Origin of the sequence: Streptomyces sp. NPDC101776 (genome assembly GCF_044766845.1) — a bacterium.
In the GTDB taxonomy this organism is placed as follows: Bacteria; Actinomycetota; Actinomycetes; order Streptomycetales; family Streptomycetaceae; genus Streptomyces.
Genome location: NZ_JBIWMV010000003.1, coordinates 571,964 through 587,853 on the forward strand (window position 1 = coordinate 571,964; position 15,890 = coordinate 587,853).

At 68.5% G+C, this 15,890-nt stretch carries 15 protein-coding genes; 7 read left to right on the top strand and 8 right to left on the bottom strand.

Translation table 11 applies throughout. From position 1 onward, the window contains the following. Positions 1 to 155: 155 nt before the first annotated feature. Genes ACIRRY_RS14265 through ACIRRY_RS14280 form a run of 4 tightly spaced genes read left to right on the top strand, consistent with a single transcriptional unit; the run spans position 156 to position 4,283 of the window. Positions 156 to 1,646, top strand: a complete 1,491-nt coding sequence (locus tag ACIRRY_RS14265) for an aldehyde dehydrogenase (RefSeq protein WP_403971910.1) — start codon at positions 156 to 158, stop codon at positions 1,644 to 1,646. A 32-nt stretch (positions 1,647 to 1,678) separates the two neighbouring features. Further along, a complete protein-coding gene (locus ACIRRY_RS14270) occupies positions 1,679 to 2,278 on the top strand; it encodes a nuclear transport factor 2 family protein (RefSeq protein ID WP_403971912.1) in 600 nt (199 codons plus the stop codon). Beyond that, the gene (locus tag ACIRRY_RS14275; protein WP_403972281.1) at positions 2,275 to 3,330 is read left to right on the top strand and encodes a maleylacetate reductase; all 1,056 of its coding nucleotides are present in this window, start codon (positions 2,275 to 2,277) and stop codon (positions 3,328 to 3,330) included. Before ACIRRY_RS14270 ends, ACIRRY_RS14275 begins: the two co-directional genes overlap by 4 nt. A gap of 11 nt (positions 3,331 to 3,341) precedes the next feature. Beyond that, the gene (locus ACIRRY_RS14280; RefSeq protein ID WP_389100667.1) at positions 3,342 to 4,283 is read left to right on the top strand and encodes a dioxygenase; all 942 of its coding nucleotides are present in this window, start codon (positions 3,342 to 3,344) and stop codon (positions 4,281 to 4,283) included. A gap of 49 nt (positions 4,284 to 4,332) precedes the next feature. On the opposite strand, the gene ACIRRY_RS14285 is transcribed toward ACIRRY_RS14280, so the two are convergent. Beyond that, complete coding sequence (locus ACIRRY_RS14285) at positions 4,333 to 5,007, bottom strand: TetR/AcrR family transcriptional regulator (RefSeq protein ID WP_403971914.1); 675 nt, start codon at positions 5,005 to 5,007, stop codon at positions 4,333 to 4,335. A gap of 307 nt (positions 5,008 to 5,314) precedes the next feature. Here ACIRRY_RS14285 and ACIRRY_RS14290 point away from each other — a divergent pair, with 307 nt between their 5' ends. After that, positions 5,315 to 6,394: a lipocalin family protein gene (locus tag ACIRRY_RS14290; RefSeq protein WP_403971916.1), complete on the top strand. Its 1,080-nt coding sequence runs from the start codon at positions 5,315 to 5,317 to the stop codon at positions 6,392 to 6,394. A gap of 292 nt (positions 6,395 to 6,686) precedes the next feature. Here ACIRRY_RS14290 and ACIRRY_RS14295 read toward each other — a convergent pair whose 3' ends face one another. The 4 genes from ACIRRY_RS14295 to ACIRRY_RS14310 all read right to left on the bottom strand — a co-directional run bounded on the left by ACIRRY_RS14295 (position 6,687) and on the right by ACIRRY_RS14310 (position 10,444). Continuing rightward, positions 6,687 to 6,815: a hypothetical protein gene (locus ACIRRY_RS14295; protein WP_403971918.1), complete on the bottom strand. Its 129-nt coding sequence runs from the start codon at positions 6,813 to 6,815 to the stop codon at positions 6,687 to 6,689. 59 nt (positions 6,816 to 6,874) lie between these two features. After that, a complete protein-coding gene (locus tag ACIRRY_RS14300) occupies positions 6,875 to 7,693 on the bottom strand; it encodes an SDR family NAD(P)-dependent oxidoreductase (RefSeq protein ID WP_403971920.1) in 819 nt (272 codons plus the stop codon). A gap of 52 nt (positions 7,694 to 7,745) precedes the next feature. Further along, positions 7,746 to 9,506: a thiamine pyrophosphate-binding protein gene (locus ACIRRY_RS14305; protein ID WP_403971922.1), complete on the bottom strand. Its 1,761-nt coding sequence runs from the start codon at positions 9,504 to 9,506 to the stop codon at positions 7,746 to 7,748. A 473-nt stretch (positions 9,507 to 9,979) separates the two neighbouring features. Beyond that, positions 9,980 to 10,444, bottom strand: a complete 465-nt coding sequence (locus ACIRRY_RS14310; RefSeq protein ID WP_403971924.1) for a MarR family winged helix-turn-helix transcriptional regulator — start codon at positions 10,442 to 10,444, stop codon at positions 9,980 to 9,982. A 145-nt stretch (positions 10,445 to 10,589) separates the two neighbouring features. Here ACIRRY_RS14310 and ACIRRY_RS14315 point away from each other — a divergent pair, with 145 nt between their 5' ends. After that, positions 10,590 to 11,192 carry an ester cyclase gene (locus ACIRRY_RS14315; RefSeq protein ID WP_403971926.1) on the top strand — a complete coding sequence of 201 codons (603 nt, stop codon included), beginning with the start codon at positions 10,590 to 10,592 and terminating at the stop codon, positions 11,190 to 11,192. A 263-nt stretch (positions 11,193 to 11,455) separates the two neighbouring features. Here the strand turns inward: ACIRRY_RS14315 and ACIRRY_RS14320 are convergent, their stop codons facing one another. Continuing rightward, complete coding sequence (locus ACIRRY_RS14320; protein WP_403971928.1) at positions 11,456 to 12,655, bottom strand: FAD-dependent monooxygenase; 1,200 nt, start codon at positions 12,653 to 12,655, stop codon at positions 11,456 to 11,458. Between the two features lie 150 nt (positions 12,656 to 12,805). Between ACIRRY_RS14320 and ACIRRY_RS14325 the strand changes: the two genes are divergently transcribed. Further along, positions 12,806 to 13,585, top strand: coding sequence for an IclR family transcriptional regulator (locus ACIRRY_RS14325; protein ID WP_403971930.1), 780 nt, complete (start codon positions 12,806 to 12,808; stop codon positions 13,583 to 13,585). A 28-nt stretch (positions 13,586 to 13,613) separates the two neighbouring features. On the opposite strand, the gene ACIRRY_RS14330 is transcribed toward ACIRRY_RS14325, so the two are convergent. Both ACIRRY_RS14330 and ACIRRY_RS14335 read right to left on the bottom strand, forming a co-directional pair. Next, complete coding sequence (locus ACIRRY_RS14330; RefSeq protein ID WP_403971932.1) at positions 13,614 to 13,829, bottom strand: hypothetical protein; 216 nt, start codon at positions 13,827 to 13,829, stop codon at positions 13,614 to 13,616. A gap of 336 nt (positions 13,830 to 14,165) precedes the next feature. After that, positions 14,166 to 15,875, bottom strand: coding sequence for an MFS transporter (locus ACIRRY_RS14335; protein ID WP_403971934.1), 1,710 nt, complete (start codon positions 15,873 to 15,875; stop codon positions 14,166 to 14,168). Positions 15,876 to 15,890: the final 15 nt, after the last annotated feature.

Genomic DNA, 15,890 nt, shown 5'->3' on the forward strand with positions numbered 1-15,890 from the left:
AGCCGGTCACATGCCTCCTACACCACTGTTCGATGAACGGACAAGAGGGTTCAGGACGTGCCGCCGGGCAAGGAAAGTTCGACATACATGGTTGGTACGGCGATCGCCACACATGGTTCATGGCGATCGCCGCTGTCGTGAAGGTAGGGCAACACATGTCAACCACTGAGATTCAGGCACCCACCTCAGGCGCCGTCCGCACCAGTGACCTCTTCATCGCGGGCGAGCACGTCGCGGCCACGGACGGCCGCTACTACGAGACCACCGAGGCCCTGACCGGCGAACCGATCGCACGGGTCGCCGCGGCCTCCGTCGAGGACGTCAACCACGCGGTGGACGCCGCGGCCGCCGCCCTCCCGGAGTGGTCGGCCCTTCCGCCGGCCGCACGGCGGTCGGTCCTGGAACGTGCCGCCGTCCTGCTCGGCGAGCGCACCGACGACATCGTCGCCACGATGAGCCGCGAGATGGGCGCCACCCTGCCCTGGTGCGGCTTCAACGTGCACGTCGCCAAAGGCATGCTCGTCGAGGCGGCGGCCCAGGCGTACGCGGCCGTCGGCGAGGTCATCCCGTCGGACGTGCCCGGCCTCACCGCCCTCGGCGTACGTCAGCCGGTCGGCGTTGTCGTCGGCATCGCACCGTGGAACGCACCCCTGATCCTCGGCGTACGTTCCATCGTGTGGCCGCTGGTGTGGGGCAACACCGTGGTGCTGAAGTCCTCCGAGCAGACACCGCTCACCCAGGCCGCCATCGTCCAGGTGCTGCACGACGCCGGCATACCCGCCGGAGCGGTCAACCTCATCAGCAACGCGCCCGAGGACGGTCCAGGTGTCGTCGAAGCGCTGATCGCCCACCGCGCCGTCACGCGCGTGAACTTCACCGGATCGAGCCGGGTCGGCCGTATCATCGGCGAACTCGGCGGTCGCCACCTCACCCGTGTCGTGCTCGAACTCGGCGGCAAGGCGCCCTTCCTGGTGCTCCCCGACGCCGATCTGGAGGAGGCCGCCGCGGCGGCGAGCTTCGGTGCCTTCATGAACCAGGGCGAGATCTGTATGTCGACCGAGCGCGTCATCGTCGACAGAACCGTCGCCGACGAGCTCTCCTCCCGCCTGGCCGAGCGTGCCTCCAAGCTCGTCGTCGGACCCCCGAGCGACCCCGCCTCCCAGGTCGGTCCGCTGGTCCACGGCGCCGCCCGCGACCACGTGGTCGCACTGATCGACGACGCCCGTGGCAAGGGCGCCCAGGTCCTGGCCGGCGGCACGGCCGACGGCCTGTTCGTGAAGCCCACCGTCCTGCGCGGAGTGACGCCGGACATGCGTATCTACACCGAGGAGACCTTCGGTCCGGTGGTCTCGATCATCGAGGTGGATTCGACCGACGAAGCCGTCACGGTGGCCAACGACACCGAGTACGGACTGTCCGCCGCGGTCTTCGGCAAGGACGCGGCCGCCGCGCTCGACGTGGCCCGCCGGATCAAGTCCGGCATCTGCCACATCAACGGCGCCACCGTGCACGACGAACCCCAGATGCCCTTCGGCGGTGTCGGCGCCAGCGGCTGGGGCCGGTTCGGGTCCCGCGCCGCGCTGGAGGAGTTCACCGAGTTGCGCTGGATCACCATCCAGTCCGGATCCCGCCACTACCCCATCTGACCTGCGCAACGAGATCGATCGGAGATCGAACCATGTCGCAGGCCGACGACGACCGCCACGAGATCCGGCGGCTCACCGAGAACTGGGCGCTGTGGCGCGATGCCGGTGACTGGAGCCGCTTCGCCACGGTGTGGCACCCGCACGACGGCTGGATGAGCGCCACCTGGTTCCAGGGAAGCGCCACCGACTTCATCAAGGCCAGTCGTGAGGGCTTCGAGAACGGTGTCAGCATCCTCCACTTCCTCGGCGGCCACACCGCGGACGTCGTCGGCGACCGGGCCGTCGCCCAGACGAAGATGACCATCAACCAGCGTGCGAACGTCGACGGCGTCGAGGTCGATGTCGTCTGCATCGGCCGCTTCTACGACTTCCTCTCCCGCCACGAGGGGCGCTGGACCCTCGTGCGCCGACAGCCGATCTACGAGAAGGACCGGCTCGACGTCGTGGATCCCGCGGCCTCACTGACGCTGGATGCCGAGCTCCTGAAGCGATTCCCGACCGGCTACCGGAACCTGGCATACCTGCAGACCAAGGCGGGTTTCACGGTGCGGGACGGGCTGCCCGGTCTCACCGGCACAGCCGTCGAACAGCTCTACGAAGAAGGCAAGCAATGGCTGGCAGAGGCCCGATGAAGTTCACCCACGAAACCCTCCCCCAGCGGGTCGTGTTCGCAGCCGGGGAATCACCCGCCTCGGTCGCGGCGGAGGTCGAGGCGCTCGGCGGTTCCAAGGTCATGCTGATCGCGTCGGACCGCGAGAAGGAGCTGGCCGACCCGATCGCCGAGAAGATCCCGGTCGTACTGCGTCACGAGGAGGTCGTGATGCACGTACCGGTCGAGGTCGTGGGGCGAGCCCTGCGGGCCGCGGTCGGCGCGGAAGCGGACATCCTGGTCAGCGTCGGCGGCGGCTCGACCACGGGTCTGGCCAAGGCAGTGGCGCTGACCACCGGGCTGCCGATCATCGCGGTCCCCACCACGTACGCGGGCTCCGAGGCGACCAACGTGTGGGGTCTGACCGAGGGTGAGACCAAGACCACCGGTGTGGACGACAAGGTGCTGCCCGCGTCGGTCGTCTACGACGCAGCTCTGCTCACCACGCTGCCCGGCGAGATGACGGTGGCCAGCGGCCTGAACGCGATGGCGCACTGCGTGGACTCGATGTGGGGGCCCCGAGCCGACCCGATCGACCGGGCACTGGCGCAGGAGGGCATCCGCGCGCTGGCGACCGGCCTGTCGGCGGTGGCCGACGACTCGACCGGCGTCGAGGGCATCGAGCAGACGCTGTACGGCGCCTATCTCGCCGCTGTCGCGTTCGCCTCGGCCGGCTCCGGGATGCACCACAAGATCTGCCATGTCCTCGGCGGCATGTTCAACCTCCCGCACGCCCAGACCCACGCGGTCGTGCTGCCGTACGTGCTGGCCTTCAACGCCCCGCACACCCCCGAAGCTGAGGCGCGCATCGCCCAGGCCTTCGGCTCCCAGAAGGCGAGCGCCGGCCTGGCCGCCCTCCGCGAGGTGCTGGACGCGCCGAGGGCGTTGCGCGACTACGGCATGCCCGAGGACGGCATCGCCAGGGCACTGGGACCGATCATGAAGGCGATCCCGGCCAACAACCCCACTCCCGTCACCTACGCGAACCTGACCCTGCTGCTGCAGGCGGCGTGGGCCGGCGAACCGATCAACTGAGAGAGGCCGCCATGGCTACCTACGTCAACCCCGGCTCGGCCCAGGCGGCCGGTGCCCACGGCGCGATCTACCGTGACGTGTCGCCGGAGCAGCAGGCGGTCGAGCAGCAGCTCGTCGACAACGTCGTGGCCTCCTTCGACCTCTGCGAGGACCCGCGACTGCAGGAACTCATGACCTCCCTGGTCAAGCACGTGCACTCCTTCATCCGAGAGGTCCGGCTGACCGAGGAGGAGTGGGGGACGGCGATCGACTTCCTCACCAAGGCCGGTCACATCACCGACGAGGTCAGGCAGGAGTTCATTCTGCTGTCCGACACCCTCGGCGCGAGCATGCAGACGATCAACGTCAACAACCAGGCCTACCAGGGCGCCACCGAGGCGACCGTCTTCGGGCCGTTCTTCGTCGAGGACTCCCCCGCGATCGAACTCGGCGGCGACCTGGCCTTCGGTGCCCCCGGCGAGCCCTGCTGGGTCGAGGGCACCGTCACCGACACCGACGGCGCCCCGCTCGCCGGCGCGTTGATCGAGGTCTGGGAGGCCGACGAGGACGGGCTGTACGACGTGCAGTACGAGGCCGGCAAGCGTGCCGGCCGGGCGCACCTTTTCTCCGCGGCTGACGGCGGCTACCGCTTCTGGGGCCTCACCCCGACGCCGTACCCGATCCCGAACGACGGACCCGTCGGCAAGATGCTCGACGCGGTCGGCCGCTCACCGCTGCGCGCCAGCCACCTGCACTTCATGGTGTCCCACGAGGGTGCGCGCACGCTGGTGACGCACATCTTCCCCGAGGGCGACCCGATCGGCCGCAAGGACACTGTCTTCGGTGTGAAGGACTCGCTGATCAAACGGTTCGAGCGGCAGCCGGCCGGCTCGGCGACGCCCGACGGCCGGGCCATCGACGGCACCTGGAGCCGGGTGCGCTTCGACATCGTCCTCGCCCCCAAGGGCGTATGACCGCTTGCCGCTCTGCTTCTCCGACCGGGGAGGCAGTTCCGGCGCCGTTTCACACTGACGAGCGGCGCTTCGCCTCGCCCGGGGCCAGTAGGCCGTCCACCACCAGTCCGGCCAGGGCCTCCGCCCTGGCGAGACGTTCCGCCTGCGACAGCCGCCCGGGGCGGCCCAAGCGCCGGGCGAAGGGCTCCTGCACCAGCCCGGCCACGGGAGCGATGATGGCGAAGAACAGGACGTCCATCGGGACCCGTACCACATGCCCGGACGCCATCAGCCTCTCGATGCCGGGCACGACGAGAGCCAGCGTCGGCTCGATGTAACGCTCGTAGAGGTAGTCCAGCCGCTCGGTGTCCCGTCCGGATTCGTCCGCCATCAGCAAGGCCAGATGCGGTTCGCCGATGTTGACCCGGTAGAACTCCCTGACGAACTGCCGCACCACGTCCTCGTCGCCGCTCCCAGGCGCGGCGGGTGCCATGCGCGTGAGTTGAGCCCCGAGCGCGGCGTCCACCACGGCTCGCCAGAAGGCCGCCTTGGACCCGTAGCGGTCATTGATGAAGGTGTGGCTGACCCCGAGACGGCGCGCGAGCTCCCGCGCGGACGCCCGGTCGTAGCCCAGCTCCGAGAACGCCTCCAGGCCGCGCAGCAGGACGTCCCGCTCCGGGGGTACCGCGGCGGAATCCGCACCGGGGCGACCCGGGCGTCGAGTGGTGCTCGATCTATCTCCCAAGTGTCCCCCTCAGCCGGCCGTACGGACGTGTCCGCCAGTCTGACCAGCGTAGTCGCCCGGATCGGCACAACCAGCACGGGTTGACACCGGCCCGGCGGCAGATAAACTGACAGCTGTCGGATATTAGGCGGGACCGTCCATGCGACACACCCCCGGACAGCCGCTCGCGTCATCGGGCGACTGTTCGCCGACCCCCTTCCCCGCGCAACAGGTTTCCCCCAACACGTAACCGCGTTCATCGAGAGTACGAAACAGTTTCGTTCACGAAGACTGTCATCCGTGCAGAACCTCCGCGCAAGGAGCCACCATGCGTAAGACCACCGCCGGCGCGGCCGCCATCGCCTCCGCGCTGATCGCCTCACTCACACTCGCCTCAGGCGGGCCCGCCACGGCGACGACCGCCGCCGACCCGACCGCGGCGCACCACACCGCCTCCACGAAGGGGCTGACCCGGACCGGCCTCCCGGTTCTCATCGACCCCGCCGCAGACCTCACTTACGACCCCGCCCAGTCCAACCAGTCCTGGTACGTGACAGCGCACGTGACCGCCGGGGGCCACCGGTACGGTTTCCTGGCCCACTACCTGAACTCCAGCTTCGGCGAACGAGGGGGCGCCATCTCTAGGGTGTCGATCGTCAACGAGGACACCGGCTGGTACACGAAGTCGGAGATCGCCCTCCCTTCCGCGACGGGACTTTCCGACAAGCAGGGCGTGGACATCCACACCGACAACATCACCTGGACCGGCGACGCCAGGGAGATGAAGCTGCGCGCCAAGGTCCCCGAGGGGACCATCGACGTCACTCTGCGCCCCCGCGGAAACACCCTCTACAACATGGGCACGGGCTACTTCCCCATGTTCGGTGACGCGGAGTACTCCAACTACGAATACGCCCTGCCCACCGTGGACACCTCCGGGTCCCTCACCCTGAACGGCCGCGCCGAGAAGGTCCGCGGGCAGTCCTGGGTGGACCGCCAGTGGGGGCCCCTCCCCGACCTCAGCACGGGCCACGGCTCGTGGTCCTGGATGAACCTCAACCTGTCCAACGGCGACAAGGTCAGCGTCTGGAACCAGAAGTACGACGACAAGAAGAACAACTTCGCGACCATCCTGAAGCCCGACGGCACCCAGACCCTCACCGAGGCGACCCTCACGCCCGACGAATCCACCCTCTGGACCAGCCCGGCCACCGGAAAGCGCTACCCCACGCGCTGGAAGGTCACCATCCCGGGCGAGCACGCCAAGCTGAACGTCACCGTGTACGCCGAGGGCCAGGAACTGACAGTCCCCTCACCCGGCTACGAAGGCAGCGCCGCCGTCACCGGCACCTACGACCACCGCCCGGTCACCGGCGCCACCTACATCGAACTCACCAACGGACAGTAGCCGTCCACGACCGCTCGACACCGGCGAACGCTGTGGCCGACCGGGGGCGCCTCCACAGCGTTCGCCCAGGCTTCGCGGGAAGGCGCACCACATCGCGAACACGAGGCCCGTGGCGGGCGCCGGCCCATGGTCAGGCCGACAACAACTCCGCGAAGTCGCGCGGAAGCCGCGCCCCGTGGCGGTCGACTGATGCCCGCCGGACTGAAGCGAAGATCCCTCGCGTGATCTCGTTGTCCTGGACGAGCGCGGTCATCCCCGGGTGTCTTCACCGGAGAACTCGGCCTTCCCCCGTTCACCTCAGTAGGTGCAGCCCCGCCGCCGAGCTCCAGTTCACGGACCAGGGCCCGACGCCGAGTTCGTCGGTCCGCCAGCACATCCCGGCAGCGAGATCGGGGACCGCGTACGCGACCCGGATGACCATGCTGGTCGTCCTCGCGCGGGTCCAGTGGCGCGGGTGGTGATCGACATCGGCCGTCTCCGCTACGTCGGCGGGCGGGTGAAGCCGGAGGCGCCGCCGTCCACCGGGAGCGCCGCGCCTGTGATGTAGCCGGCTTCGGACGAGGCCAGGAAGAGCACGGCGTCGGCAAGCTCGTCCGGCTCTCCCTCTCCGAGCATGGGAGTGCTGAGCCTGACCCGCTCCCGGAACGCCTCGGCTCCGTCGGACGGAAGTCCCGCCGTGCGGGCGGTGATGTCGGTGTTCATGCCGCCCGGAATGACGATGTTGACCCGGATCCCCTCGCCGATGACTTCGGCGGCGAGGATGCGTGTCAGGTGCTCGAGTGCGGCCTTGCTGGTTCCGTGGGCGACGGTTCCCGTGCCGTCCCTTCGGCCGGCTGCCGGGCCGCAGAAGACGACGGCCCCGCCAGGTGCGAGCAAGGGCCTCAGACCCTGCACGAGGAAGAACGAACCCTTGACGTTGGTGTCGAACACCATGTCCCAGGTCGCTTCGTCCATGTCGTCGAGGCGCTTGACGCCCGCCTGCCCGGCGTTGAGGAAGGCGGCGTCGACGTGGTCGACCCGTGCGGCGACCTCCGTGACCGCGACCTTGATGCCGGCCGACGAGGAGAGATCGGCTGTCACGGCGATCGTGCCGTCTCCGATCAGATCGCTCGCGGTCTTCAGCCGGCCCGGGTCCCGCGCGATGATGATCACGCGTGCGCCCTCTCGCGCGAAGGCCTGCGCGGCTGTCAGTCCCAGTCCTCTGCTGCCGCCGGTGACGAGGCAGGTCTTCCCGAGGAAACGCTGACGCCGGTTCTCGACGGTCGGGTCGCGAAGTCCGGCGTCAGTCGTGTCTTTCACAGTTCTCCTCTCCTTCGTGGGGGGGCAGGAGTGAGGGATCAGGAGGTGCGGTTCACGCGTCGATCTCGACGCCGCCGAACGGTGCTCCACCGTTCAGGACACGCTCCTCCGGAGGAATCGGCGCGAGGCTCACGCGTACGTCGATGCATGTCGGCCGGCGGGCCGCGAGGGCGGCCTCGATCGCGGGGCGGAGCTGGTCGAGTTCTGTGACGTCGACGCCGTCGGCACCGAGAGCTCGTGCCACGCCGCTGTAGGAGCCGTTCGCCAGGCGGTTGTTGGTGACACGGTCCTGTCCGTAGAAGAACTGCTGTGTGTGCAGTGTGGCGCCCCAGGCCTGGTTGTTGAGGACGATCACGACGACCGGGAGCCCCGCCCGGACGAGGGAATCGAACTCGGCGAGGCTGTAGCCGACGGCACCGTCACCGGTGACCAGGATCGTCGCCTTGTCGGACGCCCCGTACTGCGCGCCCAGGGCCACGCCCAGGTTGCTCCCCATCGAGCTGAGGTAGCCGTGCCCGAGGTAGTGCGCCAGCGGCGCGAGGGCGATCGTCTCGGAGAGCCACAGCTCGGTCAGGGCGCCGTCGACGACCACGGTGGCCTGGTCGGGGACGCTCTCGGCGATCGTGCGGACCGCGAGGTACGGGTGGATCGCGTCGTCCTCGTGCTCCTCGGTCTCGGCGGCGAGTGCCGAGCGCCGGGTGGCCGAGATGTCCCGCAGGGTGGCCGGCCAGTCGCCGCGCCCGGAGGGTACGGGGCTGTCGCCCAGACGCTCGTTCAGCAGGCCGACCGTGCCGATCGGATCCGCCTGGACACCGAGTTCCACATCCTGCAGGCGGCCCAGTTCACGGCCGTCGGGGTCGATCTGGAAGATCCGCGCGCTCTTCGGGAGCAGTCGGCCCGTGCCGAACTGTGTCGTCATTCCGAAGCGCAGCCCGAGCAGCAGGACCAGGTCGGGCCGCTCGTCCTCGGGGACGGTGGCCAGGGTCTGGATGAGACCGACGTGCTGCCCGGAGCCGACGATCGCCCCGAGGCCCTCCCAGTCGGAAAGCAGGGCCACTCCGGTGCGTGCGGCGAACTCGTGCAACTGGGCCCGCGCTTCGGCGGTGACGAAGGACTTGCCGACCAGCGCGATCGGCCGCTGGGCGGCTCCGAGCGCATCGATGATCCGATCGACGGCACCGGCGGGGGCAATGCCGGTGCCGTCGATCTCGACGCGGTAGTCCTCGAACTCGTCGACGTCGATCTGCCGGCGCAGGACGTCCCAGGGAATGTCGAGGAGCACCGGGCCCTTGGGCTCGGACTGCGCGGTGCGGATCGCCTGGGCGACCAGACGGGGGATCAGGTCCGTACGGGTGACGCGGTGCGCGAACTTGGTCACCGGGGCAGCCATGGCGACCTGGTTGAATCCGGCCTGCTGGTCGTTGACCTCGTCCGTCTCGAGAGGACCGGAGCCTGTGATGTAGAGCACGGGGGTCCGGTCCAGATAAGCGTTGGCGATCGAGGTCAGCACGTTGGTGAAGCCACCGCCGGCCGTGACGACGGCGACACCCAGGCCCCCGGTGACCCGTGCGTAGCCCTCGGCCGCGTGACCGGCGTTCATCTCGTGACGCACGTCGACGACCCGGAGCTTGGCGTCCATGGCCTCCTGGAGAATGGGGTCGATGTGCGCTCCGGGCAGGCCGAAGGCGACGTTGACTCCGGCTCGCTGCAACGTACGCACGACAAGCCCACTACCGGTTGCGGTTGCCATTCGATGATCCGCCCTTCGGGACGTGCTCAGAGTTTCAAAAAAAGACGCTGGGGACAGGGCCATGTCTCACTGCCTCCCGTACCGGATTCTCGGGTGTGGCCTGGATGACGACAATGGCCGTGTTCGTTGGACGGTCAACGCCTTGTTCGACACAAAAAGGCCGAGACCCGTCGACCGGACCGCGCAAGGAAGGGAAGTCGGACTTACGACCATCCGGAATACGTTGGTGTGTCGTTCCGGGCGATGCAAACTCCACCGGCTCGATATCCGCCTGGCGCCCGGCCGGTACTCGGAGACTGCCGCGAGGACGGCGCGATGCGGCAGCTCAGCACTTCCCCTGCGACCGCCTCGGCGACCAGGTTCCGGACCCGCGTCGCCGCCCGTCCAGCCGGTCAGCACGGCCGCCGGGCCGACGTCGATCACCTCGGCCCGCCGGGGCGGGAAGAGGTGAAAGCCGCAGCGCCGTGCGGCACCGAGGACACCGCCCACAGCTCGCAGCCTTGGCAGATACACCCGGCCGTCAGCCGGTCCGCGAGCTACATCTTGCGCTCGACGATCCGGCGTTGGATCTCGGCGAAGCCGTCGGCCAAGATGTCCAGTTGCTGTTGAGTGAGGGTATCGATCACCAGTTCCCGGACCAGGCCGACGTGACCGGGTGCCGCGCGGCTGATCAACTCCACCCCATACGGAGTGACAGTGGCGATCACTCCGCGGTCGTCGGTGGCGCAGGCTCTGCGACTGACCAGTCCTTCCTTCTCCATTTGCACGATCTGGTAGGTCAGGCCGCTCTTGGTGACCGCCAGCGCTTCGGCGAGCGCCAGCATCCGCATCGACCCGTCGGGGGCGCCGGCGAGGCGAGTCAAGATGCCGTACTGCACGTGGGACAGCCCGGCATCGGTGCGCAACTGCTGATCGAGCACCCGGTTGAGCAGCGTGCTGGCGGTCACGAACGTGCGCCATGCCTGCTGCTCGCGCTGGTCCAGCCACTTGGATTCGTCCACAGGTCCAAACTATCATCACTTGTTCAAGTTCGAACTACCTGTTAGCTTCACCTTGTAGTTCAAGTTCGAACGACTCGCTTCTGTGCGGCGCCATTGTGTGGTGAAAGCCGCGGCGGGTTCGAGCAACCTTTCAAGGAGGAATGTCATGATCGATCGTCGCGCTGTGCTCCGCGGCAGTGGCGCTGTCGCCGCGGGCGCCCTTGCCATCACCGCAGTGGAAAGCGGCAACGACCCGGCGTTCGCGTCGGTCATGCCCGCGCTGATGGGCAACCCGGCCGAAACCGGCGAGTCGCTGGGCTACCCCACGCACCTGACCCACCAGGAGCGGCGCAATCTGGAGACCTTCGACGAGTTGGACTTCGTCGTCTACTCCGGCCAGCAGTGGGACCGAGTCCGTGAAAGCCACTCGGACAAGATCCGCGCGCACTGGCCCGACGGGCACTACACCGACGGCCTGGCCGCGCACATCGAGGACCTGAAGTTCCAGTTCATCTTCGCGCCCGACACGCGCACCGTCGACCACCCGGTCCGTGTGGCCAAGGACAACTTCACCGCCGTGACCGGAGTCAGCACCGGTACGTTCACCCGGCCCATGCCCGACGGCAAAGGCGGCTTCTACCCGCCTACCGGCAAGAAGTACGCCATCAACCTGGTCACCGTCGGCATCTGGAACAGAAAGGGTGTGATGGACGAGGAATTCATCATCTACGACCAGCTGACCTTCATGCGCCAACTCGGGCTCGCCTGAATTCCTTCCTGCGTAGCCGAATTTCCGGGTCTCCATCGGAGCCGTCAGCGCGGGACCACCGCTGTCGCCTCCGGGGGCGAAGACGACAATCGGCTGTCCGGGGCGCAGGCTGAACGACTCCGGAGCCGAGCCCGCCCGGTGACGACGCCGCAGCCGAGCGGTCCCGTCAGGTGCAGAGGGATGCCCTTCGGACGGACAGATGTCTTCCCTCGCTCCCAGCCGTGACCAGTCCCGGGAGGCACATGTGCCTCGCGGGACTGACGTCACACCGAGGCCGAGACGGCGATTTCCGGGTCGTACTCGTAGATCCAGCCGTTCGCCCTCAGCGGGTCGGCCTGCGAGTACGCCAGGTCGCGGGCCTGCTGCTCGGGGCCGTCCGGAAGGTGGTTGATGTGGGACCTTCCGTGCGACACCTCCTGCAGGCGGGCCGTGCGGCGTCGACGGAGTTCTTCGTAGCGCCCCAGCGCCGCGAACGGGTTGTCCCGGTCCTCCGCGAGGCACAGGGCCAGGACGGCGCCGTCCTCGATCGCCTGGGCAGCGCCCTGGGCGAAGAACGGGAACATCGGGTGGGCCGCGTCACCCAGCAGGGTCGCGTTGCCGCGGTTCCAGTGGTCGAGGGGCTCGCGGTCGAGCAACGCCCAGCGTCCCGGCGTGTCGGCCGACCTGATCAGCTCCACCAGACGCGGATCCCAGCCGTCGAACTCGTCGAGCAGTTCCCCGAGCGTCGCGGTGGCCGTCCACGACTCGACACTGCTCGCCCCGGCCGGCGCGAAGGCGACGAGGTTGACGTACTCCCCGCCCGAGACCGGGTAGTGCACGAGGTGGTGGTCGGGGCCGATCCAGAGGGTCTGGGCGTGCCGCCTGGCGAACTCGGGCGCCTTCTGTGCCGGCACGAGGGCCCGGAAGGCGCAGATGCCCGACTCCCTGGCCTGAGTCGGCCCGACGATGGCGCTGCGCACGCGTGAGTGGACTCCGTCGGCACCGATCAGGATGTCCGGGCGAACCGTCTCGCCGTCCTCGAACCGCAGAACCGCCTGGTCGCCTTCGAACTCGACCGAGACGCAGCGCCTGCCGAGGTGGATCGAGTGCTCGGGGACAGCCGACGTCAGGGCGGCCAGCAGGTCGGCACGGTGGGCGGCGTAGGTGTGCTCGCCGTACAGGCGCTTGCACCCGTCCTGCAGGTTCTCCGCGGAGAGGACGACGCCGTCCTCCCAGCGCCGGAACTCCCAGCCGATCTCCATCTGCACCGCGCGCTCGATGAACCGGTCCAGCACACCGAGACGCCGGAGCAGGCGGGCGGCGTTGGGGGCGATCACCAGGCCGGCTCCGACCTCGGTCAGGGCGGCGGCCTGCTCATAGACGTCACTCTGGAATCCCTTGCCGCGGAGGAAGGCCGCGGCAGCGAGGCCTCCGATACCGCCACCGAGGATCGCGATCCTGGGGCCTGCTTCCGTATTCATCATGCTCTTTCACTCCCGTGGACCTCTGGCGAGGCGATAGCTGGCTCCTGCAAGAGTTCGGCAAGGTGCGCACTGAAAGAACTGTTCTATCCATTCAACGAACATTGAAGGTAAGGTGGCCGCTCGGGGCAACACATCATGAAGGAGAAGCCCATGCCTCGTGCGAACGAGCCAGGACGCACCGTCAGCTCCCGACTCTGGGATCTACTGTTCGCCTTTGACCCCAACAACACCGAGCTGACCCTCGCCGACCTGGTCCGACGCACCGGCATGCCGCACGCCACCGCCAGGCGCCTGACACTCGAACTCGTGGAGGCCGGCGCACTGGAACGCACCAGCGACAACCGCTTCGCGATCGGTCTGCCGCTGTGGCGCCTCGGGACCCTCGCGCCACGCGCCGAAACGCTCCGCAGCGCCGCGCAACCGTTCGTGGAGGACCTGTACACGGCTCTTCGCCAGCACGTACAACTGGCCGTCCTCCAGGGCGACCAGGCCGTCATCATCGAGCGGCTGTCGGCCGTCAGCGCCGTCGCTCTGACGTCGCAGGTCGGCGGCCTTCTGCCGTTGCACTGCTCAGGAGTCGGCAAGGTGCTGCTGAGCCACAGCAGTCCGGCCTTCATCGACGAGGTGCTGGCCGGAAGGCTGCGAAGGTTCACTCCCAGGACGATCGTGGACCCGGCCGAACTCCGCAGCGAACTGGCGTCCTGTCGCTCGACCGGAACGGTGGTCGTCAAGGAAGAGCTGAGCGAAGGCGCCGAGTCGGTCGCGACGCGCATCATCGACAGCAGCGGCAAAGTCGTCGCGGCCCTCTCCGTCGTCGTGGCCGCAGGCTCGATCAAGCTGCAAGCGGCCGTTCCCTCGCTGGTCGCGAGCGGACTGGGATTGTCCAGGAGCCTCGGCTGGAGGCCAGGCATCCCCATTCGCACCTCGTGACCTCTCACGAGGGGAGGGAACCGACACATCATGCCGACGGCTGCCGTCGGGAGAGATGCATGGCGCCGAGGCGCCGGCCCTCGCCGAGCGAGAACCACACCCTGGCGGCCACGGCCTGCGTCGGCAACGGCGGCAGGCCGGGCAGGCGCCGGATGCGCATCTTCTGGAAGCACGTCACGACAGCCCGTCCGCCACGCTCCAGGCAGGTCACCTCCCTGGTCTCGGACTCGACCGCGGCTCCCATGGACGGCGTTGCAGTCGAGAAAACGCTCTACTCCATGGACATTCCCGACCGGACCGTGAACGATCACGCAGTCGGGGAGCATGAGTTCACGCTGTTCCTCGTCGCCGTTCGTGATCGCGACGAGCCACGCGGCCTCCGCCCCGACGACCGTGGCCGGTATGCGGGCGTGGGTCCTGCTCGTCTCCGGGTGTGTCGTCACTGTTCGACTCCTGCCCGAGCGTGCCTGTCCGCCGCATCGTGTCCGCCGTGGCCCGCCGCGACTGCTTCTCCTGGGACGAGGTGGAGTCACGGCGGGCGCTCCGGCTGTGTGCCGGCGCCGACACGTTCGTCAGGCGGTCAGCCTTCGAGGGTGTGCGGATCGTCGTCGAGATGAGTCCGGCCCACACCGCCGCGCGCGCCGACGAGAACAAGTGCCGCCGCCACGAGAGCAGCCACTCCACCGAGCACGTACGCGATGGAGTAACTGCTGCTGAGGGCGTCGAAAGCGACGTCCTTGAGCGGGTTGAAGGGCACCGCCTGACCGTTCGGCAGCGTGATGGTGGCCGGCACCGAGTTGGCGCCGAGCGGACCCGATGCCACGGCGTGCACTGCCGCCTCGAGTTGTGGTCTCTGATCCGCGGGAGCATGGGCGGCAGAGGCTTGGAAGGCCTCGTAGGCCTTACTCAGCGCAGGGTCACCGGCCAGCTTGCGGGCGATCTCGTCGGCGGCCCGGCTCAGCGCGACAGCGCCGGCGATCGCGGGACCGAGGGCGAACCCGAGGTCGCGGAACGTGCTCGTGACACCGCTCGCCATACCGGCGAGGTGGTTGGGCAACGTGTTGACCGCGACCGCGGTGATGGAGGCGAAGGCGAGTGCCGAGCCGATACCGGCGAGAGTCAGCGGCCCGGCGATGGCGCTCAGCGCCCGGCTGCTCGTCGGAACACCGGCGAACCACAGCCCGCTGGCGCCGATGAGGGTCAGGGCTGTGCAGAGAACCCACCGGGGGTTGTAGCGCTCGAGCAGCTTGGAGGTGAGAGGCAGCAGTACGAAGCCGATGCCTCCGAAGAAGAGGTAGGCGACGGAGCTCTGCAGTGGGCTGAACCCCTGGATGATGGTGAGCCGGATACTGGTGCCGTACATGATCACGAGGAACGCGAACATACCGATCAGGGTGACCACCGAGTTCATGGCGAAGGCCCGGTTCCTGAACACGCTCAGGCGAAGGAGCGGCTCGGCCGCACGGTTCTCCGCGAAGACGAACAGCGCGAGAAAGACGGCTGCGGCGAGGAACGCGATGACGATCTGCGGTTCCCCCCAGCCGCTCTCGGAGCCCTGGATCACGGCGTACATCAGGGCGAACAGGCCAACCGCGGCCGTGATCTGACCCGGCCAGTCGACGGATCGGCCCTCGGGCGCGGAGGAGTTCTGGGCGAGGGCCAGCGACAGGACCAGGCTCACCGCGGCGATGACGAGGACACCAACGAAGGCCCAGCGCCAGTTCGCGTTCCCGACCCAGCCGAGTTCGATCTTGGCGGAGAGCCCGGCCAGCAGCGGTCCGAGGAAACCGCCGACCGAGAGTGCGGTGGCCCAGATCGCCACGCCACGCGCGCGTGTGGCGGTGGTGTGTGTGCCGGCCGCCACCATGGCGAGGCTTGTCGGGAAGATGGCCGCGGCCCCGACACCGTTGAGGACCTGGGCAAGGATCAGCCACGTCACGCGCGTGTCGGTCGAGGATCCCCCGCCGGGCACCAGGACCGCGAGAGCCGAGCCCACGACGATGAGCGCGGCGCCCCCGATGAGCAGGCGCTTACGGCCGAACAGGTCACCGAACACGCCGAAGCCCAGTCCCAGCGCGGCGACGGGAAGCATGAATGCCTCGGTGATCCAGGTCAGTTGCGCCGAAGACGGCGCGAGATCCTGCTGGATGAGCCCGTTGATGAGCGAAGGGACGGAAAGGGCTATCTGCGCGAGGCACACGGCGAGAACCACCGCGACCAGGGTGCGCGGGGTCAGGGTGTATCTGCCACCCTCTCCCTCTACCGCCTTGGGTGAATCGATCTGAACCATGGACGACTCCTTGGC